Origin of the sequence: Streptomyces gilvus (genome assembly GCF_022513565.1) — a bacterium.
Taxonomy (GTDB): domain Bacteria; phylum Actinomycetota; class Actinomycetes; order Streptomycetales; family Streptomycetaceae; genus Streptomyces; species Streptomyces gilvus.
Window position 1 is genome coordinate 55746 of the sequence record NZ_JAKWBE010000020.1, and the last position, 21744, is coordinate 77489.

The following is a 21744-nucleotide window of genomic DNA, read 5'->3' on the forward strand; positions in this document are numbered from 1 at the left end:
GTCCGTCGTCTCACAGGGACCTTTTAGGGGTCCCTTACCGGAGCACGTGACACACTCTCCACGCTATGGACATGTCCGGGACCCGACTCAGAGCGCTGCGCGCGGCGCTGTTCACGGCACTCGTCGTGACGCTCAGCACCGCGTCGCACGTGCTGCTGTCGCGGGTCCCGCTGCCGCTGAACACGGTGGCCGCGCTCGCCGCCGCCGTGTTCGTGGTCTCCTACGCGCTGGCCGGCCGTGAGCGCGGCTTCTGGCCGATCGCCGGTCTGCTGATCCCGCTGGAGCTGGCGGCCGACACCATCCTCACCACCGGCCAGCACGTCTGTTACGGCCGCGCGGGCGGCCCGGTCGCCGGCCCTCTGGCCTCGGTCGGCTGGGACGTGCTGTGCGGCAGCAACACCCAGGTCGGCACCCCGCTGGCGCAGGTCACCGGCGCGGACCCCGACCGCCTCGCGGCGCTGCTCGCGCACGCCGACCCGGCCACCGCCTGGCTGCTGCTGGGCGCCCATGTCGGCGTCGGCCTGCTCGCCGCCGCCTGGCTGCGCCGCGGCGAGCGCGCGCTGGCCCAGCTGCTGCGCGCGGTGGCCGCCACGACCTTCCGGCCGCTGCTGCTGGCGGTCGCCGCCGTCACCGTCCGCCCGGCCTCGACTGTACGGCGCCTCGGGCGCCCCGAGCTCGCGCCGACCGTCGTGCGCGACCGGCTCCTCGTGCACTCCCTGGGCCGACGCGGACCACCGCTGCCGCTCGCCCTCGCCTGACCGACATCCGGTGCCGACGGCGCCCGTCGCCCTCCACCAGCACCGGGCAGCGGGCCCAGAGCACTGAGCACGAGTAGTCCCCCACACGTATCCCGCGCACGACATATGCGCGTCCCACATGGAGATCACCAACATGAGCAAGCGGAACACCCAGGCGGCCAAGACGGCGGCCCGGGAGCGGCTGCGCCAGGAGCGCGAGCGTCAGGCCAAGCGGGCCAAGGCGAAGCGGCAGGTCATCGTCGCCGCCTCGATCGTCGCCGTCCTCGCGGCGGCCGGCGGCATCGGCTACGCGGTCGTCCAGGCCAACAAGCCCAGCTACTGGGCGGGCCTGAAGGACGCCAAGGTGGTGGCCCCGGCCAACACGACGGGCACCAAGGGCACCACCGTGGTCATAGGCAAGGCGAGCGCGAAGAAGACCCTCAAGGTCTACGAGGACCCGCGCTGCCCGGTCTGCGCCCAGTTCGAGCAGACCGTCGGCTCGACCGTGATCAAGGACATCGACAGCGGCAAGTTCAAGATCCAGTACATCGGTGGCACGTTCATCGACGACAAGGACAACGGACAGGGCTCCAAGAACGCGCTGAGCGCCCTCGGTGCCGCGCTGAACGTCAGTGACGACGCGTTCCTGCAGTACAAGAGCGCGCTGTACTCGACGAAGTGGCACCCGGACGAGACGACCGACAAGTTCAAGGACGACAGCTACCTCATCAAGGTCGCCCAGACCGTGCCCGCGCTGAAGGACAACACCAAGTTCCAGGACGCGGTGAAGAAGGGCACGTACGACGCCTGGGCGATGGCGATGTCGAAGACGTTCGACGACAACAAGGACGGCGTGACCGGCACGCCGAGCTTCGTCATGAACGGCAAGATGCTCACGGTCGACAGCCAGGGCAACCCGCCGATGACGGTGGCGCAGTTCAACCAGGTGGTGGACGCGGCCCTCAAGGCCTGAACCCGGGGTCGGTGAACGACCTCCGGAGGAAGAGCGGGCGAACTTTCGCGAGTTCGCCCGCTTTCGCGCGTACCGGTCAGTAACCTGTTCGCCCGTGACCAGTCGACACAGATCCTCCGAGGCGTCCCAGGACCTCAACTCGCGCTCGCCCCGCCGCCGTACGGTCGTCAAGGCCGCGGCGGCGACGGCTGTTCTGGCCGGCCCGCTCGCCGCCGCCCTGCCCGCCCGGGCCGCCGCCGACACCCCGCGGTTCCTGCACGGCGTCGCCTCCGGCGACCCGCTGCCCGACGGCGTCCTGCTGTGGACCCGGGTGACACCCACCGCCGAGGCGGTGCCCGGCTCGGGCCTCGGCCCGGACACCGAGGTGAGCTGGGTGGTGGCCCGGGACAAGGCGTTCTCGACGATCGTCGCCAAGGGCTCGACCACGGCGACCGCCGCCTCCGACCACACCGTGAAGGCGGACATACGGGGCCTGGAACCCGCCACCGACTACTGGTTCCGCTTCTCGGCCGGCGGCACCGACTCCCCCGCCGCCCGCACCCGCACCGCGCCCGACGCCGACGCGGCCGTCACCGGTCTGCGCTTCGGCGTGGTCTCCTGCGCCAACTGGGAGGGCGGTTACTTCGCCTCGTACCGCCATCTCGCGGCCCGCGGCGACCTGGACGCCTGGCTGCATCTCGGCGACTACATCTACGAGTACAAGTCCGGCGAGTACGCGGCCCGCGGCACGGTCGTCCGGCCGCACGCCCCGGCCAACGAGATCCTCACGCTCGCCGACTACCGCACCCGGCACGGCGCGTACAAGACCGACCCGGACCTGCAGGCGCTGCACGCGAAGGCGCCGGTCGTCGCGATCTGGGACGACCACGAGTTCGCCGACAACGCCTGGTCCGGCGGCGCGGTCAACCACACCGAGGGCGCCGAGGGCACCTGGACCGACCGCAAGACGGCCGCCAAGCAGGCCTACTTCGAGTGGATGCCGGTGCGTCCGGCGATCGCCGGCACCACCTACCGCCGGCTGCGCTTCGGGAAGCTCGCCGACCTGTCCCTGCTGGACCTGCGCTCCTTCCGCTCCCAGCAGGCCGCCTCCGGGTCCGGTTCGGTGGACGACCCGGACCGCACGATCACCGGCCGCGCCCAACTCGACTGGCTGAAGGCCGGACTGAAGGCCTCCGACACCACCTGGCGGCTGGTCGGCAACTCGGTGATGATCGCGCCGTTCGTCGTCGGCTCGCTCTCCGCCGAGCTCCTCAAGCCGCTCGCCAAGCTGCTCGGGCTGCCGCAGGAGGGCCTCGCGGTCAACACCGACCAGTGGGACGGCTACACCGACGACCGGCGCGAACTGCTCGCCCATCTGACCTCGAACGCCATCCGCAACACCGTGTTCCTGACCGGTGACATCCACATGGCGTGGGCCAACGACGTACCCGTGGACGCCGGTACGTACCCGCTGTCGGCCTCCGCCGCCACCGAGTTCGTCGTCACCTCGGTGACCTCCGACAACCTCGACGACATCGTGAAGGTCCCCGAGGGCACGGTCTCCGCCCTCGCCTCACCGGTCATCCGCGCCACCAACCGGCACGTCCACTGGGTCGACACCGACCGCCACGGCTACGGCGTCCTGGACATCACCGCCGAGCGGGCGCAGATGGACTACTACGTCCTGTCCGACCGCACGGACCAGAACGCGACCTCCTCCTGGGAGCGTTCGTACCGCACCCGCAGCGGCACGCAGAAGGTCGAGCGGACGTACGACCCGGTCTGATCAGAGCGTGTCGAGGAAGCCGAGCGCCACCCGCCAGGTGGCCTCGGCGGCCTCCTCGTCGTAGTCCGGCAGGTCGGGGTCGGTGTAGACGTGGCCGGCGCCGGCGTACCGGTAGATCTCCACGTCCGCGCCCGCTCTGCCCATCTGCAGATACCAGGCGCTCAGCCAGTCGTCCGTCTCGAACGGGTCCGGCTCGGCCACGTGCAGCTGGACCGGCAGATCGTCCACCGACGCGTTGGGCGCGAGGTCCGAGGTGCCGTGCAGGAGCAGCAGCCCGCGGGCCTTCTCGTCGCCGAGGGCGAGGGTCTGCGCGACGGAGGCGCCGAGCGAGAACCCGGCGTACACCAGGCCGCGCTCGGAGTAGGGCGCGGCGGCCAGTACGGCTCTTCTGAGCAGCTCGTCCTTGCCGATCCGGTCCTTGAAGGCCATGCCCTCCTCCACCGTCTCGAACGTACGCCCCTCGAAGAGGTCCGGGGTCCACACCTCGTGTCCGGCACCGCGCAGCCGGTCCGCGGCCTGGCGCACCCCGGGCCTGAGGCCGTAGGTCGAGTGAAAGAGCACGATGTTCATGAGGCCCATGGTGCCAGCCGGCACTGACAACGCCCCGCGACCGGCCGTACCCGTTTCGCGCCGGAAGTCACATGTTCATGACCCCCGGGAGCCGGTTAGGTTCGGAGGCATGGAGAACGTACTCCGCCCGCTGATCGTGGTCGGCGGCTCGGTCGTCCTCACGCTCGTGATCGGCTGGGCCACCGACCAGTTGCTGCGCAAGGCAGACGGACGCCACAGCGAGACCCCGCTGTGGGGTCTGCTGCGCCGTGGCCGCACCCCCTACCAGCTCGTGCTGTGCGCCGCCCTGCTCAGAGGCTCCTACGACCAGGCCCGGCTGCTGCGCGAACACCGGGTCGCGGTGGGCCAGTTCCTGACCCTGGTGCTGATCGGGGCGGCGGCCTGGCTGGTGATCCGGATCGCGGCGGCGGTCGTCGAGACCTCCTACAGCCGGTACGCCCGCGCCCACCACGACGCCGCCCGGGTGCGCCGGGTGCGCACCCAGGTGTCGCTGATCATGCGCGTGGTCTCGGCGGTCGTCGGTGTGGTGGCCGTGGCCGCGATGCTGCTGACGTTCCCCGCGATGCGCGCGGCCGGTGCCTCGCTGCTGGCCTCGGCCGGCATCCTCGGCATCGTCGCCGGTGTCGCCGCCCAGTCGACGCTGGGCAACATGTTCGCGGGACTGCAGATCGCCTTCGGCGACATGGTGCGGCTCGGTGACACCGTGGTGGTGGACGGCGAGTGGGGCACGGTCGAGGAGATCACCCTGACGTTCCTGACCGTGCGGACGTGGGACGAGCGCCGGATCACCATGCCGGTGTCGTACTTCACCTCCAAGCCGTTCGAGAACTGGTCGCGCGGCAGCAACCAGATGACGGGCATCGTCTACTGGCACCTCGACCACTCGGCGCCCGTGGAGGCGATGCGGGAGCGGCTGCGGGACATCCTGCGCGAGTGCCCGGCCTGGGACGGCCGCGCCCACAACCTCGTGGTCACCGACTCCACGCCCAACACCATCCAGGTCCGCGCCCTGGTCACGGCCAAGGACGCGGACGACATCTGGACGGTACGGGTGGCGGTGCGCGAGCAGATGCTCAGCTGGCTGTGCGCGGAGCACCCGTACGCGCTGCCCCGCGTCAACACGGCCGACGCCGCCCTGCCGCCGAGCCGGCCCGCTCTCGACGACCACCCGGACGGCCGGGTGAACGGGCAGTTCGACGGCCACCGCGACGCCGCCGCGGCACGCCGCGCGCGCGAGTAGCCGAAGCGGGGGGCCGGTGCGGGCTCAGTGCCCGCGCTCGGCGCCCCCGTTGACCTGGATCACCTGCGAGGTGACGTGCGCCGCGCCCGGCGAGGCCAGCCAGTGCAGCGTCGAGGCGACGTCACCGGGCGTGCCGGCGCGTTTGTCGAGCGTGTCGGCGACGAGCCGCTCGCGCCGGGCCGGGTCGATGGCCGGCCCGAAGAACTCGGTGTCCTCGATGTAGCCGGGCGCGACCACGTTCGCGGTGATCCCGCGCGGCCCCAACTCCCGCGCCAGGTCGTGGGCGTACGGATGCAGCGCGGCCTTGGCGCCCCCGTAGGCCCCGCTGCCGGAGCCCCGGTAGGCGGCGATGGAGCTGACGAACAGCACCCGTCCGCCCGGGGAGGCGAGCCGGTCTTTGAGAGCCTCGGTGAGCAGGGCGGCGGTCAGGGTGTTGATGCGGAAGTTGACGGTCCAGTTGTGCGCGACCCGGTCGAGCGGGTCCTCGCTTTCGGCCGGGGGCTCCAGCTGCCCGGTGCCGCCGGCGCCGTGGATCAGCACGTCCACGGTCCCGAACTCCTGCGCCACGAACTCCGCGACCCCGCGCACGGCGGCGGTGTCGGCCAGGTCGGCGGCGTACGTCGACGCCCCCGGCACATCGGCCTTCCGCAGGACCTCGGCGCGCCGCCCGAGCAGCAGGACCTGATCCCCCTCATCCGCGAACACCCGCGCCGCCGCGAGCCCGATTCCCGTACCTCCACCGCTGATCACAACATTGCGAGCCATGATCCGACCCTAGAACGGATCAGCGGGCGCCCGGGCGCCATTCGGCCGCGCGCCACGAGCCCGCAATGTGGATCACCGCAAACTACGCACATCGAGATGGCGGAGCACCCGGTCCACGATCTCCGGGTCCGCCCCGGGCTCGCTGCGCGCGGCCATCACCTCGTGCCGTGCGGCGCTGAGTAACTCGCCCTGGATCCGGCGCATCCGCTTGAGCCGGCGCACCCGCATCTCGTGCGCCTCGCGCCGCTCCTCCTCGCCAATCTCCGGGCTGATCCGCACGCCGATCTCCAGGGCCCGCCGCAGCATCTGCTCCGACAACTCGTCCGGCAGGTCCTCGACCTCCTCGATCTCCTTGAGTCTGCGCTTGGCCGCCTTGGCGGCACGCACGGCGAGTTCCTTCTCGAACGCCTTCTCGTGCTCGGTGTCGGCCTGCACCCCGAGCCTCTTCACCAGCCAGGGGAGGGTCAGGCCCTGCAGCACCAGCGTGCCCATGATCACGCCGAACGCGATGAAGACGATCTCGTCCCGGTCGGGGAAGGCCGAACCGTCGTCCGTGGTCAGGGGGATCGCCAGGGCCAGCGCGACCGAGGCCACGCCCCGCATCCCGGACCACCACATCACGATCGTCTCCCGCCAGCCCATCGGGATGTCCTCGTCGTGGTCCCGTCTGGCGTGCAGCCGTTTGGTGAGCCAGGTCGCCGGGAGCAGCCAGGCGAGCCGGACCAGCACCACCACGGCGAGCACCGCCCCCGCCCAGCCGAGCATCTCGCCCCACCGCCCGGACGCGGTGCGGATCGCGTTGTGCAGCTCCAGGCCGATCAACCCGAAGGCGACGCCGGTGACGAGCGTGTCGACGATGTCCCAGAAGGTGTGCCCGGCCAGCCGGGTCATCACGTCGTCGGGATCGGACGCGTACTCCGCGAGGAACAGCGCCGTGGTGAGCACGGCCAGCACCCCGGAGCCGTGCAGCTCCTCGGCCAGCACGTAGGAGGCGTACGGCACGAGCAGCGTCAGGCCGACCTGAAGGGTGGCGTCGCCGAGCATGTCGAGGAGCCGGTTGGCGCCCCAGCCGAGGGCGACGCCGATCGCGACGGCGACCACGGCGGACAGCACCAGGTCGAGGGCGGCGCGGCCCGCGTGGAACTCGCCGTTCAGGGCGGCGGCGACCGCGACGTGATAGAGCACGATCGCCGTGACATCGTTGAACAGGCCCTCGCCCTCCAGGATGGACACCAGGCGGCGGGGCAGGCCCAGTTGGCCCGCGACCGCGGTCGCCGCGACCGGGTCGGGCGGCGCGACCAGGGCGCCGAGCGCGACGGCGGCGGCGACGGGCAGTCCCGGCACGATGGCGTGGGCCATGACGGCCACACAGAGGGTGGTGACGAAGACCAGCGCCACGGCCAGCAGGAAGATCGGCCGCCGGTTCGCCGCGAACTGCCGCCAGGAGGTGCGGCGCACCGCCGCGTACAGCAGGGGCGGCAGCAGCAGCGGCAGGATCAGCTCGGGCGGGACGTTCACGTTCGGCACGAAGTCGGCCACCGCGAGGGCGACCCCGAGCAGGGTCATGAGCACCGGCGCCGGCACCCCGAACCGGTCCCCCAGCGGCACGCTCAGCACGGCCCCGAGCAACAGGACGAACAGCAGGGCCAACTGATCCACGGTCAGCGCTCCGGGAGGATCGACGGACGGGAGGCGGACTTCAAGCCTGCCACGGCACCGGTCCCACCAGCCTTTTAGGCCCCCGGCGTTACAGGGTCCGCCTCATGGCCCGGTGCGGGATCCCCGCCTCCGGGTACTCCGGCCCGTACGCCTCGTACCCCAGCCGCTCGTAGAACCCCAGGGCGTGCGTCTGCGCGTGCAGGTCCACCGCCCTCAGCCCCCGCGCGCGTGCCGCGTCCTCGATGGCCCGTACGAGCGCCACGCCGACGCCGAGGCCGCGCGCCTCCCGGGTGACGGCGAGCCGCCCGAGCGAGCCCACCGAGAGGTCGCCGTCGACCTTCGCCGCGGCCGCCTCCCCGTGCAGCAGCCGCCCGGTGCCGAGCGGCATCCCGTCGTCGCGCACGGCCAGCACGTGCAGGGCCACGGCGTCGTACGCGTCGTACTCGATGTCCTCGGGCACGCCCTGCTCGCCGACGAAGACCTCCTTGCGCACCGCGAAGCAGGCCTCCAGGTCGGCCGGGTCCTCGGCGATCCGTACGTCGTACGCGCGTGTGCTCATCCGTAGGTCTCCTCGCGGACCTGGTCCAGGGCCTTCTGCAGGTCGGCCGGATAGTCGCTCGCGAACTCCACCCACTCGCCGTCCCCGGGGTGCTCGAAGCCGAGCCGGACGGCGTGCAGCCACTGCCGGGTCAGGTGCAGCCGCTTGGCGAGGGTGGGGTCGGCGCCGTAGGTGAGGTCGCCGACGCAGGGGTGGCGGTGGGCGGCCATGTGGACGCGGATCTGGTGGGTGCGGCCGGTCTCCAGCTTCACGTCGAGCAGGGAGGCCGCGCGGAACGCCTCGATGAGGTCGTAGTGCGTGACGGACGGCTTGCCGTCGGCCGTGACCGCCCACTTGTAGTCGTGGTTGGGGTGGCGGCCGATGGGCGCGTCGATGGTGCCGCTGGTCGGGTCGGGGTGGCCCTGGACGAGCGTGTGGTACCGCTTGTCGACCGTCCGCTCCTTGAACTGCCGCTTGAGGGAGGTGTAGGCGCGCTCCGACTTGGCGACCACCATCAGCCCGGAGGTGCCCACGTCGAGCCGGTGCACGATGCCCTGGCGCTCGGCGGCACCGGAGGTGGAGATGCGATAGCCCGCCGCGGCGAGTCCGCCGATGACCGTCGGCCCGGTCCAGCCCGGCGACGGGTGGGCGGCCACACCGACCGGCTTGACGATCACCACCACGTCATCGTCGTCGTGCACGATCTCCATGCCCTCGACCGGCTCCGCGACCACCTGCACGGGCGCGGGCGCCTGCGGCATCTCGACCTCGAGCCAGGCGCCGCCTTGCACCCGCTCGGACTTGCCGACCACCGAGCCGTCGACCGTGACCTTCCCCGCCGCGGCGAGCTCCGCGGCCTTCGTCCGGGAGAAGCCGAACATGCGGGAGATGGCAGCGTCGACGCGCTCGCCCTCCAGGCCGTCGGGCACGGGCAGGGTACGGATCTCGGGAATCGTGCTCACCCGTCGAGTATGCCGGACCGCGCCGACCGTCCCGACCGCGCCTGTGGACAACCGGGGTCCGGCCGGATCCGGGGCTCAGTCCTTGTGGACGGTGCCGTCCGGGTCAAGTCCCTTGAAGGACAGCAGCACGATCAGGATGCCGCCGCACACGATCGCCGAGTCGGCCAGGTTGAAGACCGCGAAGCCCTTGGGGGCGATGAAGTCGACCACCGCGCCCTCGAAGACGCCCGGCGAGCGGAAGATCCGGTCCGTGAGGTTGCCGAGCGCGCCGCCCAGCAGCAGGCCCAGCGCGATCGCCCAGGGCAGGCTGTAGAGCTTGCGGGCGAGCCGGGCGATCACCACGATCACCGCCGCCGCGATCACCGTGAAGATCACGGTGAAGGCCTCGCCGAAGCCGAAGGCCGCGCCCGCATTTCGGATCGCCTCGAGCTTCAGCCAGTCACCGATCAGCTCGATCGGCGCGTGGTGCTCCAGCTTCGCGACCACGAGCAGCTTGCTGACCAGGTCGAGCGTGTACGCGAAGGCGGCCACCGTGAACAGCACGGCGATCTTGCGCCTGCCCTTGGGCCGCGCCGACCCGTCCTGCTGCGACTCGGCCCCCGCCGCCTGCGGGGAATCCGGCGTACCGATGATGCGCTCCGCCTCTGCCACGTGAGTCCCTCGACCTAGGTACCTGACTGAGCACGAGGGTACGGCACGCGGGTGTGGGCCCTCAGTACCGGCGTTCCTGCTTCTGCTTGCACTCCACACACAGGGTGGCCCGGGGGAAGGCCTGCATACGGGCCTTGCCGATGGGGTTGCCGCAGTTCTCGCACAGCCCGTAGGTGCCGGCGTCCAGCCGCTGCAGGGCGTGCTCGGTCTGGGTGAGCATCTCCTGCGCGTTGGCCGCGAGCGCCATCTCGTGCTCGCGCGTGATGTTCTTGGCGCCGGTGTCCGCCTGGTCGTCGCCCGCGCCGTCCCCGGAGTCCCGCATCAGACCCTGAAGGGCCTGCTCCGACGACGTGATCTCGTCACGCAGCCGCTGCTCCTCGGACAGCAGCTCCGCACGCGCCTCCTCGACCTCCTCCGGCGTCCAGGGGTCCTCACCGGGGCGCACCGCGAGCTCGCCCGGCTCCACAGCCGCCGCGATCCGCGCCTTGGGTACGGCGCTCTTCGCCGCCGTGGCCGTGCCAGGAGTCTTCTTCGCAACCACTGTCGTGGCTCCCGTCTGCTCCGCGGTCTGCGCCGCGCCCGCCTTCTTGGCCCTGCTCTTGCTCTTCTTCACCGCGGCGGCCTTCTCGACGCCGACGGCTTTCCTGGCGGCACCCTTGCCCCCGCCCGCCTCCCCGCTGACCGCCTTCCCGACAACCGCCCGCTCAGCGACCCCCTCCTTCCCAGAGGCCTTCTTCACCGCGGCTTTCTTCGCTGCGGCTTTCTTGGCGACGGTCTTCTTCGTAGCGACCTTCTTACCCGGGGCCGCTCCCTTACCCGCCGCCTTCTTACCCACGGCCGTCTCCTTGGCCGCCGCTTTCTTACTAGCGGCCGTTTCCTTGGCCGCCGCTTTCTTGCTCGCGGCCGTCTCCTTGGCCGCCGTCTTCTTCGACGCCGCCTTGGTGCCCGCCGCCTTCCTCACCGCAGCCGGCTTCCCCGCCGCGGTTTCCCCAGCCGCGGCCCTCTTCGCCGCAGTGCTCTGCGGCGCCGCCTTGTTGGCCGCCGCCTTCCTCACCGCGGCCGGCTTCCCCGCCGCGGTTTCCTCGGCCGCGGCCCTCTTCACCGCGGTGCCCTCCGACGCCGTCTCCTTCGACGCCGCCTTGGTGCGCGCCGCCTTCCCCACCGCAGCCGACTTCCCCGCCGCGGCTTCCCCACCCGCGGCCCCTTTCGCCGCGGTGCCCTCCGACGCCGCCTTATTGACCGCCGCCTTCCTCACCGCGGCCGGCTTCTCCACCGCGGTTTCCCCAGCCGCGGCCCTCTTCGCCGCAGTGCTCTGCAACGCCGTCTTCTTCGACGCCGCCTTATTGGCCGCCGCCTTCCTCGCCACAGCCGGCTTCCCCGCCGCGGTTTCCTCGGCCGCGGCCCTCTTCGCCGCGGTGCTCTTCGACGCCGTCTTCTCCTCTGCCGCCTTCTCCGCTGCCGTCTTCTCGGCTGCGGACGTCTCCGCTGCCGCCGGCTTCTCCGCCGGCGGCTTCCTCGCAGCGGCCTTCTCCGCCGTCGCCGACCTGCCGGCCGGCTTCTTCGCGGTCGTCGCGCTCCCCGTGCCCGGAGGGCTCTGCGGCCTCTCCCCCTGCCCGCCGGCGGCCCCCCGTACCGTCCTCACCCGCTTCTTGCCGCTCACATCCTTGGCCGCACCGCCCGAGGCCTGTGTGGACCTGCCGGACGCCGACTGCTGTACGGCGGTCTTCTTCGCCACCATGGCCGCGGCCCCTTCACATATTGTGATCTTGCACGCGAATCGTGCTGGGACGATAAATCGACTTGAGTCCCGCGGCAACGGGGCACACCGCCCGATTCGCCCGGCTCACGCACGCCACTCCGCAAGCCTGCAAGCGTTGTGCCCAGCTCCCCGCGGGGTAATCCGCCGTGCCGTCCGTCCCAGGATCCGAACACGCGTACCGCTCCGTTCGGGTCACATCCGGCCGTAGGGCACCGCCGCCCCCGAGTACCCGAAAACCGGTCGGCCGCTGTCCGCACGGCGCCGTACACTGGGCGGAGCGAAAAGCGTGGATGGGGACGAGTAGCGGCGTACGCAGCCCAGAGCGACCCGGGGACGGTGGAAGCCCGGGGGCGAGCGCGACGCGAAGATCACCCCGGAGCCGCCGGAGGAACCCCCGCGAGGGGCAGTAGAACCGGCATCGCGACCCCAATGAGGGGGCTCACCGACGGGTACCAGGCGTCGGCGGGCCAAGGAGGGTGGTACCGCGGGAGCGCGCCGAAACCGGCGTACGGAAAGACTCGGCTCTCGTCCCTCCGGACGGAAGGCAGCAAGTCCGCCGGAGGAAGCTCGCTGATGACAACGCCGACGTACCGCCAGGTGCCCGCCCAGGTCGACCTGCCCGCGCTCGAGCACGCGGTGCTCGACTTCTGGCGCGAACAGAAGATCTTCGCCAAGACCCTGGAACAGTCCGAGGGCCGCCCCGAATGGGTGTTCTACGAGGGCCCGCCCACCGCCAACGGCATGCCCGGCGCCCACCACATCGAGGCTCGCGTCTTCAAGGACGTCTTCCCCCGCTTCCGCACCATGCGCGGCTACCACGTGGCCCGTAAGGCCGGCTGGGACTGCCACGGCCTCCCGGTGGAGCTCGCGGTCGAGAAGGAGCTCGGCTTCAGCGGCAAGCAGGACATCGAGAAGTACGGCATCGCGGAGTTCAACGCCAAGTGCCGTGAGTCGGTGACCCGGCACACGGACGCCTTCGAGGCGCTCACGACCCGCATGGGCTACTGGACCGACCTCCAGGACCCCTACCGCACGATGGACCCCGAGTACATCGAGTCGGTCTGGTGGTCGCTGAAGGAGATCTTCGGCAAGGGCCTGCTGGTCCAGGACCACCGCGTCGCCCCCTGGTGTCCCCGCTGCGGCACGGGCCTGTCCGACCACGAGCTGGCGCAGGGCTACGAGACGGTCGTCGACCCCTCCGTGTACGTCCGTTTCCCGCTCACCTCCGGTCCGCTGGCCGGCCGGGCCGCGCTCCTGGTGTGGACGACGACCCCGTGGACGCTGGTGTCCAACACCGCGGTCGCCGCGCACCCCGAGGTCACCTATGTCGTCGCCACCGACGGCACGGAGCGGCTCGTCGTCGCCGAGCCGCTCGTCGGCAAGGCGCTCGGCGAGGGCTGGGAGACCACCGGCGAGTCCTTCACCGGCGCCGAAATGGAGCGCTGGACGTATCAACGTCCGTTCGAGCTGGTTGAGTTCCCGGAGCCGGCGCACTACGTGGTCAACGCCGAGTACGTGACGACCGAGGACGGTACGGGCCTGGTCCACCAGTCCCCCGCCTTCGGTGAGGACGACCTCAAGGTCTGCCGCGCCTACGGCCTCCCCGTCGTCAACCCCGTCCGCCCGGACGGCACCTTCGAGGAGGACGTCCCGCTGGTCGGCGGCGTCTTCTTCAAGAAGGCGGACGAAAAGCTCACCGAGGACCTCCAGCAGCGCGGCCTCCTCTTCAGGCACATCCCGTACGAGCACAGCTACCCGCACTGCTGGCGCTGCCACACCGCGCTCCTCTACTACGCGCAGCCGTCCTGGTACATCCGCACCACGGCCATCAAGGACCGCCTCCTCCAGGAGAACGAGAACACCAACTGGTTCCCGGAGACGGTCAAGAACGGCCGGTACGGCGACTGGCTGAACAACAACATCGACTGGGCGCTGTCCCGCAACCGCTACTGGGGCACCCCGCTGCCGATCTGGCGCTGCGAGGACGACCATCTCACCTGCGTCGGCTCCCTCGCCGAGCTCACCGAGCTGACCGGCACGGACCAGTCGGGCCTCGACCCGCACCGCCCGTTCATCGACGAGGTCACCTTCGCGTGCCCGACGTGCGCCAAGACGGCCACGCGCGTGCCGGAGGTCATCGACGCCTGGTACGACTCGGGTTCGATGCCGTTCGCGCAGTGGGGCTACCCGTACAAGAACAAGGAGCTGTTCGAGAGCCGTTACCCGGCGCAGTTCATCTGCGAGGCCATCGACCAGACCCGCGGCTGGTTCTACACGCTGATGGCGGTCGGCACCCTGGTCTTCGACAAGTCCTCCTACGAGAACGTCGTCTGCCTCGGGCACATCCTCGCCGAGGACGGCCGCAAGATGTCCAAGCACCTGGGCAACACCCTGGAGCCGATCCCGCTGATGGACCGGCACGGGGCGGACGCGGTGCGGTGGTTCATGGCGGCCGGCGGTTCGCCGTGGGCGGCACGCCGCGTGGGCCACGGCACGATCCAGGAGGTGGTGCGCAAGACGCTGCTGACGTACTGGAACACGGTCGCCTTCCAGGCCCTGTACGCCCGTACGTCCGACTGGGCGCCCAGCGAGGCCGACCCGGCCCCCGCCGACCGCCCGGTCCTGGACCGCTGGCTGCTGTCCGAACTCCACGCGCTCACCGACCAGGTGACGCAGGCTCTGGAGGCGTACGACACCCAGCGCGCCGGCAAGCTGCTCTCGGCGTTCGTCGACGACCTGTCCAACTGGTACGTCCGCCGCTCCCGTCGCCGCTTCTGGCAGGGCGACAAGGCGGCGCTGCGCACCCTGCACGAGGTCGTGGAGACGGTCACCAAGCTGATGGCCCCGCTGACCCCGTTCATCACCGAGCGGGTCTGGCAGGACCTGGTGGTGCCGGTGACCCCGGGCGCCCCGGAGTCGGTGCACCTCGCCTCCTGGCCGGAGGCGGACCTGTCCGCCATCGACCCGGAGCTGTCGAAGCAGATGGTCCTGGTACGGCGGCTGGTGGAGCTCGGCCGGGCCACGCGCGCGGAGTCGGGCGTCAAGACCCGCCAGCCGCTGTCGCGGGCGCTGGTCGCGGCGGCGGGCTTCGACTCCCTGGACCGGGAGCTGCACGGTCAGATCACGGAAGAGCTGAACGTCAGCGCGCTCGCGTCGCTGAGCGAGGTCGGCGGCTCCCTGGTGGACACCACCGCCAAGGCCAACTTCCGGGCACTGGGCAAGCGGTTCGGCAAGCGGGTCCAGGACGTCGCCAGGGCCGTGGCGAACGCGGACGCGGCCGCCCTGTCGCTGGCCCTGCGCGAGGGGACGGCGTCGGTCGAGGTCGACGGGGAGACGATCACCCTGGCTCCGGACGAAGTGATCATCACCGAGACCCCGCGTGAGGGGTGGTCGGTGGCGTCCGACTCCGGTGCGACGGTGGCGCTGGACCTGGAGATCACGGAGGAGCTGCGGCAGGCGGGTCTCGCGCGTGACGCGATCCGGCTGATCCAGGAGGCCCGCAAGAACAGCGGCCTGGACGTGGCCGACCGGATCGCCCTGCGCTGGACGTCCACGGACCCCGCGGTCGTCGCGGCCCTGGGCGAGCACTCCGGTCTGATCGCGGACGAGGTCCTGGCGACGGACTTCGCCCAGGGCGAGGCGGACGACACGTACGGGTCGCCGTTCACCGACGAAGGACTGTCGCTGACGTTCCGGCTGCGCAAGGCGTAAACACCGGTTCCCCGTGCCCCCAAGGGGCACGGGGCTGTGTCGAATGTGCGGGCTACCGCCGCGCGGGCGCGACCAGCCACAGCGAAGCCGCACCCGCCAGAAACCAGAACGCGGCACATCTCCAGGCGCCCGGCTCAAGCCAAGCGCAGCGAAAGGGCGGGGCCCCGGATCGGAATCCGGGGCCCCGCCCTTTTGAACGCTGCCGACGCCTACGGCGTACTACTCACCGTGTCGCGGCCGTCAGTTGTCGTCCTCGTCGATCAGGAACCCGCGCATGGGCGAGGGGGCCTGGCCCATCGGGGACGGACCCTGCGGACGGACGGGAGCCATCGGCTGGGTCATGGCCGGCGTCATCTGCTGCTGGCCGCCGTAGGACGGGGCAGCGGGGCTCGGCGCACCGCCCATGGCCTGGTTGCCGCCGTAGGACGGGGCGCTCGCGCCGGCCGGGGCCATGGAGGGCGCCGGGGACGGCGGGAGGCTCGCGGCGGCCGGAGTGCGCGGCGGAGCCAGCGAGTCGTCGGCCTGGGTCTCCAGCTGACGCAGCTGCGACTCCAGGTACGACTTCAGACGCGTGCGGTACTCGCGCTCGAAGCCGCGCAGATCCTCGACCTTGCGCTCCAGCGTGGCGCGGGCGGACTCCAGGGAGCCCATCGCGACGCGGTGCTTCTCCTGCGCGTCCCGCTCCAGGGCGTCGGCCTTGGCACGGGCGTCACGCTCGAGACCCTCGGCGCGGCTGCGGGCCTCGCCGACGATCTTGTTGGCCTCGGAACGGGCCTCGGCGATCGCCTGGTCGGCGGTCTGCTGGGCCAGCGAGAGGACACGGGCGGCGCTGTCGCCACCGGGGCCCTGACCGGGGCCGCCCATCGGACCGCCCATGGGGCCACCCATCGGGCCGCCCATCTGCTGCTGCATGGGGGGCTGGCCCATGGGGCCGCCCATCTGGCCCTGGCCCATGGGGCCCTGACCCATCGGCCCCTGGCCCATCGGGCCGGGACCCTGCGGGCCGCCCTGTCCACCGGGACCGGCGGGCAGCTGCGGCGCACCGCTCGGCAGCTGGGGCGGACCACCCATGGGGCCACCCATCTGCTGCTGCGGCGGGCCCGATATGCCGGCGGGTACGGGGGCGCCCGGCCCGCGCATGCCCTGCTGCGGCATACCGCCCTGAGGCATACCGCCCTGCGGCATACCGCCCTGAGGCATGCCCTGCTGCGGCATGCCTCCCTGCTGGTCCTGCGGACCGCCGGGACCCTCCGGGGGCTTGCGCATGTTCTGCTGGTTCTGAGCAGCGGCGCGCGTGGCCGCGGCCAGTTTGGCGCGCAGGTCCTCGTTCTCCCGGAGCAGGCGGGTCAGTTCGGCTTCGACCTCATCGAGGAAGGCATCGACCTCGTCCTCGTCATAGCCTTCTCGGAGGCGGACGGTCGTGAACTGCTTGTTCCGCACGTCCTCGGGGGTCAACGGCATCTCTTCACCTCAACGTAGTCGTCGGCATCGGCAAGACGGTAGGTCACATCGCTCACAGCCGGCTCACGATCGAGATCAGGATGTAGACGATGATCATCAGTACGAAGAAGGACAGGTCGAGCGCCACGCCCCCGAGACGCAGCGGCGGGATGAACCGCCGCAGAAGCTTGAGCGGTGGATCAGTGACAGTGTAGGTGGCCTCCAGAACGACCACCATCGCCTTGCCGGGTTGCCATGAGCGGGCGAACTGGAAGACGTAGTCCATGACCAACCGGAAGATGAGCACGATGAGGAAGCACATCAGCGCGATGTAGATGACATCCAGGACCACGCTCATTGCTGGTGCTTCCCTCTCCCCTGTTCCGTGCTGCTGGGTACTACTTGTACTGCTGTTTCCGGTCGTGCGTCTCAGCTCTGGTTGAAGAACCCGCCCTCTGCGATGCGGGCCTTGTCCTCCGCCGTGACATCGACGTTAGCAGGCGACAACAGGAACACCTTCTGCGTCACCCGCTCGATGCTGCCGTGAAGACCAAACACCAATCCGGCCGCAAAGTCGACAAGTCGCTTCGCGTCTGTGTCGTCCATCTCAGTCAGATTCATGATCACCGGGGTGCCCTCACGGAAGTGTTCCCCGATGGTACGGGCCTCGTTGTAGGTCCGCGGGTGCAGCGTGGTGATCCGGTAAGGCTCTCGTTCCGACACGACCTTGGGCATGATCACCGGTGCGTTCTTCTCCAGGCTTGCGCGTTCTTGTGTGATGGACGCCACGGGCGCGATGCGCGCCGGACGGCCGGATTCCGCGGGTAGCGAAGCGGAACGGGCGACCGGCTCGCGCGGCGCGGGCGGTTGCACGATTCGCACCTCTTCGTCCCTTTGGGACTGATGTACCAGGTGCGACTGGTGGGACGGCTCGTGCCGTCGGTGGTCCCGCTCCGGCTCGGGGTCCAGTTCGGGCTCGAAGTCGTCATCGGGGTCGAATCCCCGGCCGTCGTACCCATCGTCCTCCACGAGGCCGAGGTAGACCGCCATCTTGCGCATCGCGCCGGCCATGCTCTGAGTCCTCCGCTCTGTGGTGGATCGACTGACGACCGTCAAGTGCCCGCGATCCACGAGGCCGTTGTGCCCGCCTTCCGGCGGTATTGACCATATTTTCTGCTGTGGTCCGACTTCCTGGCGACGTTACCCGAGCCGTGCGCGGACTCCGAGTACCGCCGTACCGACGCGTACATGTGTCGCCCCGGCCGCCACGGCCTGCTCGAGGTCCGCACTCATCCCTGCCGAGACCATGTTCGCAGCCGGATGAGCTCGGCGCAGGTCGGTCGACAAATCCATCAACCGCTCGAACGCCGCCTGTTCACGTCCCGCGTAGGGCCCGGTCAGCGGTGCGACGGTCATCAGACCATCCAGCCGCAGCCCCGGCGAACGGGCGACGAGTTCGCCCAACTCTTCGATTCCCTCGGGGCCGACGCCCCCGCGCTCCCCGCGACCGCTCTCGTCCGCGTCGAGCGCGACCTGGATCAGACAGCCGAGTTCGCGCCCCTGCCGCACCGCCTCCTTCGAGAGTGCCGTGACCAGCCGGGCGCGATCGACGGACTGCACCATATCGGCATAACCGACCACGGAACGAACCTTGTTGGTCTGCAACTGGCCAACGAAATGCCAAGTCAGCGGCAGATCCGAACATTCGGCGGCCTTCGGGGCCGCGTCCTGGTCACGGTTCTCGGCGACATGGCACACACCGAGCTCCGCCAGCATCCGCACGTCGTCCGCCGGATACGTCTTGGTGACCACGATCAGCGTCACCTCCTCGCGAGCGCGCCCGGCGGCGGCGCAGGCGTCGGCGATACGACGCTCCACCTTCGCCAGGTTTTCGGCGAGTTCGTCCTTACGGTCCGTCATGCCCCTCAGTCCAGCCAGACATATCCCGCGAGTCGCCCCGTGGTGCGATCGCGCCGGTACGAGAAGTGATCGCCCGACTCCCGTGTGCACACCGGCGACCGCTCCAGGTCGCGCACCCCGAGCCGTTCGAGCTGCGCGTGCACACCTGCGGTCACGTCGACCGCCGGCGTGCCCCAACTCGTCTCGGCGTACGCCGCGGGCTCGACGGCGGTCACGTCCGCGCGCATCGCCTCCGGCACCTCGTAGCACCGCCCGCACACCGCGGGTCCGGTGCGGGCGACGATCCGGGCGGGGTCGGCGCCGAGCTCGGTCATCGCGCGTAGCGCGGCCGGGACGACCCCGGCGACCATGCCGGGCCGGCCCGCGTGCGCGGCGGCGACGATCCCGGCGACCGGGTCGGCGAGCAGAACGGGCGTGCAGTCGGCGGTGAGCACGGCGAGGGCGAGTCCGCGGCGCGCGGTGACGACGGCGTCGACCTCCGGCACCGGGCGCTCACCCCAGGGACCGTCGACGACGGCCACGTCGTTGCCGTGCACCTGGTTCATCCAGACGACCCGCGCCGGATCGAGTCCGAGCGACTTGGCCGCCAGTTCCCGGTTGGCGCGTACGGCGTCGGGGTCGTCGCCGACCGCTCCGCCGAGGTTGAGCTCCTCGTACGGAACGGCGCTCACCCCGCCCCACCGGCTGGTGAAGGCGAAGTGCGCGCCGCCCGCGGTGCTCGTGTCCGAGCGTTGCTCTATCACGTCAGAAGGATCACTTGAGGAAGTCCGGTACGTCCAGTTCCTCGGCCGCGCTGTCGGTGTAGGACCTCGACGGCGGGACCGGCGGGGAGACCGGGAGGTCGGCGACCGGCTCGGGCGCGGGCTCCGGGTCCTCCTTCGGCGTGACGCTGCCGAGCGAGCCGAAGGACGGGCGGGACTCGGGCTGCCGTACCGGAGTGGGCTCCTCGCGGCGGGAGGAGGCCGAGGACGAGCCGAGGACGTTGTCCCGGCGGGCCGGCGGCTGGCCGCCGTCGAAGCCGGCCGCGATCACGGTGACCCGGACCTCGTCGCCGAGCGCGTCGTCGATGACCGCGCCGAAGATGATGTTGGCCTCGGGGTGGGCGGCCTCGCTGACCAGCTGGGCGGCCTCGTTGATCTCGAACAGGCCGAGGTCGGAGCCGCCGGAGATGGAGAGCAGCACACCGCGGGCGCCGTCGATGGACGCCTCGAGCAGCGGCGAGGAGATCGCCATCTCGGCCGCGGCCACCGCGCGGTCGTCGCCGCGGGCCGAGCCGATGCCCATGAGGGCGGAACCGGCCTCGGACATCACGGACTTGACGTCGGCGAAGTCGAGGTTGATGAGGCCGGGGGTGGTGATGAGGTCGGTGATGCCCTGGACACCGGAGAGCAGGACCTGGTCCGCGGACTTGAAGGCGTCGAGCACCGAGACCTGGCGGTCCGAGATGGACAGCAGCCGGTCGTTCGGGATGACGATGAGGGTGTCGACCTCTTCGCGGAGTTCGGCGATGCCGTCCTCGGCCTGGTTGGCCCGGCGCCGTCCCTCGAAGGTGAACGGGCGGGTGACCACGCCGATGGTGAGGGCGCCCAGGGAGCGGGCGATGTTGGCCACGACGGGCGCGCCGCCGGTGCCGGTGCCGCCGCCTTCACCGGCCGTCACGAAGACCATGTCGGCCCCCTTGAGGACCTCCTCGATCTCCTCGCGGTGATCCTCGGCGGCCTTGCGGCCGACGGCCGGGTTGGCTCCGGCGCCGAGTCCGCGGGTGAGTTCGCGGCCGACGTCGAGCTTGACGTCGGCGTCGCTCATCAACAGCGCCTGCGCGTCGGTGTTGATGGCGATGAACTCGACGCCCTTGAGACCGACCTCGATCATCCGGTTGATGGCATTGACACCACCGCCGCCGACACCGATGACTTTGATGACTGCGAGGTAGTTCTGCGGTGCTGCCACGTCGAAGGCCTCTCGCCTCGAGTTACGTGTCGCCGATTCGCGGGTGAGCGCGATCCGACGACTGATGCCGAATGGGACGGTCCGTAGCGCCGACCCGAACCCTAACGTTGAAGTTTAGGGTTACCAGTGTGACTGTTCGCTGGAGTCTTCCGAACAGGACACTAAGTCGACAAGTGGCGCACGTTCAACGAACACGCCGAACCTCCCGTTTTTCTTTTCACCCTATGTGATCAGCCATAGCGCTGCCCAACCAGGGTGCTGGCCTGCGCGGATGTGCGTCAACTCCCCGATGACGCCGGGGCGGTGGGAACCGAGACGTCGAAGCGCCGCGCGTCCGGCGCCGCTTTCATCAGAGCCGTGAGCGTACGGGCCTTCAGCGCGCCCCGCTCGCCGCTTCCCCAGTCGACCGTGCGGCCGTCGCCCAACTCCAGTGAGATGTCATCGTAGGAACGCACCTTGACGCTCCGGGTCTCGCGTGCGACGGCGGCCGGAAGGGACCGGGCGACGGTCACCGCCTCGCGCACCAACCGGTCCTCGCCGAAGCGGCGCAGGCTCGCGGCGGCGGAACCCGGGCGGGAGATGCTCAATTCGAGCGCGGGAGCGCCTTTCGGCGCCTCGGAAACTGTGGCGAAACGGACGCCCTTGCCGTCCACTTCGACGAACTTTCCGCCCTTTTGGACAATCAGAACCGGAGTGCGCTCAACCACTTTCAGGCCGATTCCATGGGGCCACGAACGAACCACGTCAACCGTGTCAATTCTGGGCAGTTTCCGGCGCAGTCGTGACGCGATCGCATCGGTGTCGACGGAAATCAGCGGCGCCCCGACGGGGACTTCGGCCGCCTCTCGCACCTGTGTGGGCGTCAGCACCCGGGTGCCGGAGACCGTCACGCGCTCCACGCGCGTCCATGAGGAGCCGTACAACGCCCAGAGACCGGCCGTACCGAGGAAGACCATCGCGACCGCGAGCATGATGATCGTACGAAGCCGGCGCCGCACCAACCGTCTCAACCGCCGGGCGAGGGGCGGACCGGACGACTCCTGCTGGCGTTCCCCGCGCTCGACGGTCGTCGGTCCGGCCACGGCCCCTGCCCTTCACCTACAC

19 protein-coding genes are annotated in these 21744 nt (G+C 70.6%); 5 read left to right on the top strand and 14 right to left on the bottom strand.

Annotated features, from left to right (window positions below; translation table 11 throughout):
- Positions 1–65: 65 nt before the first annotated feature.
- The 3 genes from MKW14_RS27175 (at position 66) to MKW14_RS27185 (ending at position 3475) form a co-directional block, all read left to right on the top strand.
- A complete protein-coding gene (locus MKW14_RS27175) occupies positions 66–758 on the top strand; it encodes a hypothetical protein (protein WP_240866433.1) in 693 nt (230 codons plus the stop codon).
- Between the two features lie 133 nt (positions 759–891).
- Positions 892–1710 carry a thioredoxin domain-containing protein gene (locus MKW14_RS27180; RefSeq protein ID WP_240866435.1) on the top strand — a complete coding sequence of 273 codons (819 nt, stop codon included), beginning with the start codon at positions 892–894 and terminating at the stop codon, positions 1708–1710.
- Between the two features lie 94 nt (positions 1711–1804).
- Positions 1805–3475 (top strand): alkaline phosphatase D family protein, encoded by a 1671-nt coding sequence (locus MKW14_RS27185; protein ID WP_240866438.1) that lies wholly within the window; start codon positions 1805–1807, stop codon positions 3473–3475.
- Here the strand turns inward: MKW14_RS27185 and MKW14_RS27190 are convergent, their stop codons facing one another.
- Positions 3476–4045: a dienelactone hydrolase family protein gene (locus MKW14_RS27190; protein WP_240866441.1), complete on the bottom strand. Its 570-nt coding sequence runs from the start codon at positions 4043–4045 to the stop codon at positions 3476–3478.
- Positions 4046–4154: 109 nt separating this feature from the next.
- On the opposite strand from MKW14_RS27190, the gene MKW14_RS27195 reads away from it, so the two are divergent.
- Positions 4155–5285, top strand: a complete 1131-nt coding sequence (locus tag MKW14_RS27195) for a mechanosensitive ion channel family protein (RefSeq protein ID WP_240866443.1) — start codon at positions 4155–4157, stop codon at positions 5283–5285.
- A gap of 24 nt (positions 5286–5309) precedes the next feature.
- On the opposite strand, the gene MKW14_RS27200 is transcribed toward MKW14_RS27195, so the two are convergent.
- From MKW14_RS27200 to MKW14_RS27225, 6 genes are all read right to left on the bottom strand, one after another.
- Complete coding sequence (locus tag MKW14_RS27200; RefSeq protein WP_240866445.1) at positions 5310–6050, bottom strand: SDR family NAD(P)-dependent oxidoreductase; 741 nt, start codon at positions 6048–6050, stop codon at positions 5310–5312.
- 72 nt (positions 6051–6122) lie between these two features.
- Positions 6123–7709: a Na+/H+ antiporter gene (locus tag MKW14_RS27205; protein ID WP_240866447.1), complete on the bottom strand. Its 1587-nt coding sequence runs from the start codon at positions 7707–7709 to the stop codon at positions 6123–6125.
- Positions 7710–7797: 88 nt separating this feature from the next.
- On the bottom strand, positions 7798–8268 hold the full coding sequence (locus MKW14_RS27210) for a GNAT family N-acetyltransferase (protein ID WP_240866450.1): 471 nt from the start codon (positions 8266–8268) through the stop codon (positions 7798–7800).
- Positions 8265–9209, bottom strand: coding sequence for an RluA family pseudouridine synthase (locus MKW14_RS27215; protein ID WP_240866453.1), 945 nt, complete (start codon positions 9207–9209; stop codon positions 8265–8267). Before MKW14_RS27215 ends, MKW14_RS27210 begins: the two co-directional genes overlap by 4 nt.
- Positions 9210–9284: 75 nt before the next feature.
- Positions 9285–9860 carry a signal peptidase II gene (gene lspA / locus MKW14_RS27220; RefSeq protein WP_240866456.1) on the bottom strand — a complete coding sequence of 192 codons (576 nt, stop codon included), beginning with the start codon at positions 9858–9860 and terminating at the stop codon, positions 9285–9287.
- Positions 9861–9921: 61 nt separating this feature from the next.
- A complete protein-coding gene (locus MKW14_RS27225; RefSeq protein ID WP_308314637.1) occupies positions 9922–11598 on the bottom strand; it encodes a TraR/DksA C4-type zinc finger protein in 1677 nt (558 codons plus the stop codon).
- Positions 11599–12192: 594 nt separating this feature from the next.
- Between MKW14_RS27225 and ileS the strand changes: the two genes are divergently transcribed.
- The gene (ileS, locus tag MKW14_RS27230) at positions 12193–15330 is read left to right on the top strand and encodes an isoleucine--tRNA ligase (RefSeq protein ID WP_240866459.1); all 3138 of its coding nucleotides are present in this window, start codon (positions 12193–12195) and stop codon (positions 15328–15330) included.
- 240 nt (positions 15331–15570) lie between these two features.
- Here ileS and MKW14_RS27235 read toward each other — a convergent pair whose 3' ends face one another.
- From MKW14_RS27235 to MKW14_RS27265, 7 genes are all read right to left on the bottom strand, one after another.
- Positions 15571–16791: a DivIVA domain-containing protein gene (locus tag MKW14_RS27235; RefSeq protein WP_240866463.1), complete on the bottom strand. Its 1221-nt coding sequence runs from the start codon at positions 16789–16791 to the stop codon at positions 15571–15573.
- A gap of 52 nt (positions 16792–16843) precedes the next feature.
- On the bottom strand, positions 16844–17128 hold the full coding sequence (locus MKW14_RS27240) for a YggT family protein (protein WP_016435858.1): 285 nt from the start codon (positions 17126–17128) through the stop codon (positions 16844–16846).
- Between the two features lie 71 nt (positions 17129–17199).
- Positions 17200–17841: a cell division protein SepF gene (locus MKW14_RS27245; RefSeq protein ID WP_240866468.1), complete on the bottom strand. Its 642-nt coding sequence runs from the start codon at positions 17839–17841 to the stop codon at positions 17200–17202.
- 129 nt (positions 17842–17970) lie between these two features.
- Positions 17971–18690 (bottom strand): YggS family pyridoxal phosphate-dependent enzyme, encoded by a 720-nt coding sequence (locus MKW14_RS27250; RefSeq protein WP_240866471.1) that lies wholly within the window; start codon positions 18688–18690, stop codon positions 17971–17973.
- 5 nt (positions 18691–18695) lie between these two features.
- Positions 18696–19433 carry a peptidoglycan editing factor PgeF gene (gene pgeF / locus MKW14_RS27255; RefSeq protein ID WP_240866475.1) on the bottom strand — a complete coding sequence of 246 codons (738 nt, stop codon included), beginning with the start codon at positions 19431–19433 and terminating at the stop codon, positions 18696–18698.
- Between the two features lie 10 nt (positions 19434–19443).
- Entirely contained in the window at positions 19444–20640 is a 1197-nt protein-coding gene (ftsZ, locus tag MKW14_RS27260) for a cell division protein FtsZ (RefSeq protein ID WP_240866478.1), read from the bottom strand.
- Between the two features lie 278 nt (positions 20641–20918).
- On the bottom strand, positions 20919–21722 hold the full coding sequence (locus MKW14_RS27265) for a cell division protein FtsQ/DivIB (RefSeq protein ID WP_240866480.1): 804 nt from the start codon (positions 21720–21722) through the stop codon (positions 20919–20921).
- Positions 21723–21744: the final 22 nt, after the last annotated feature.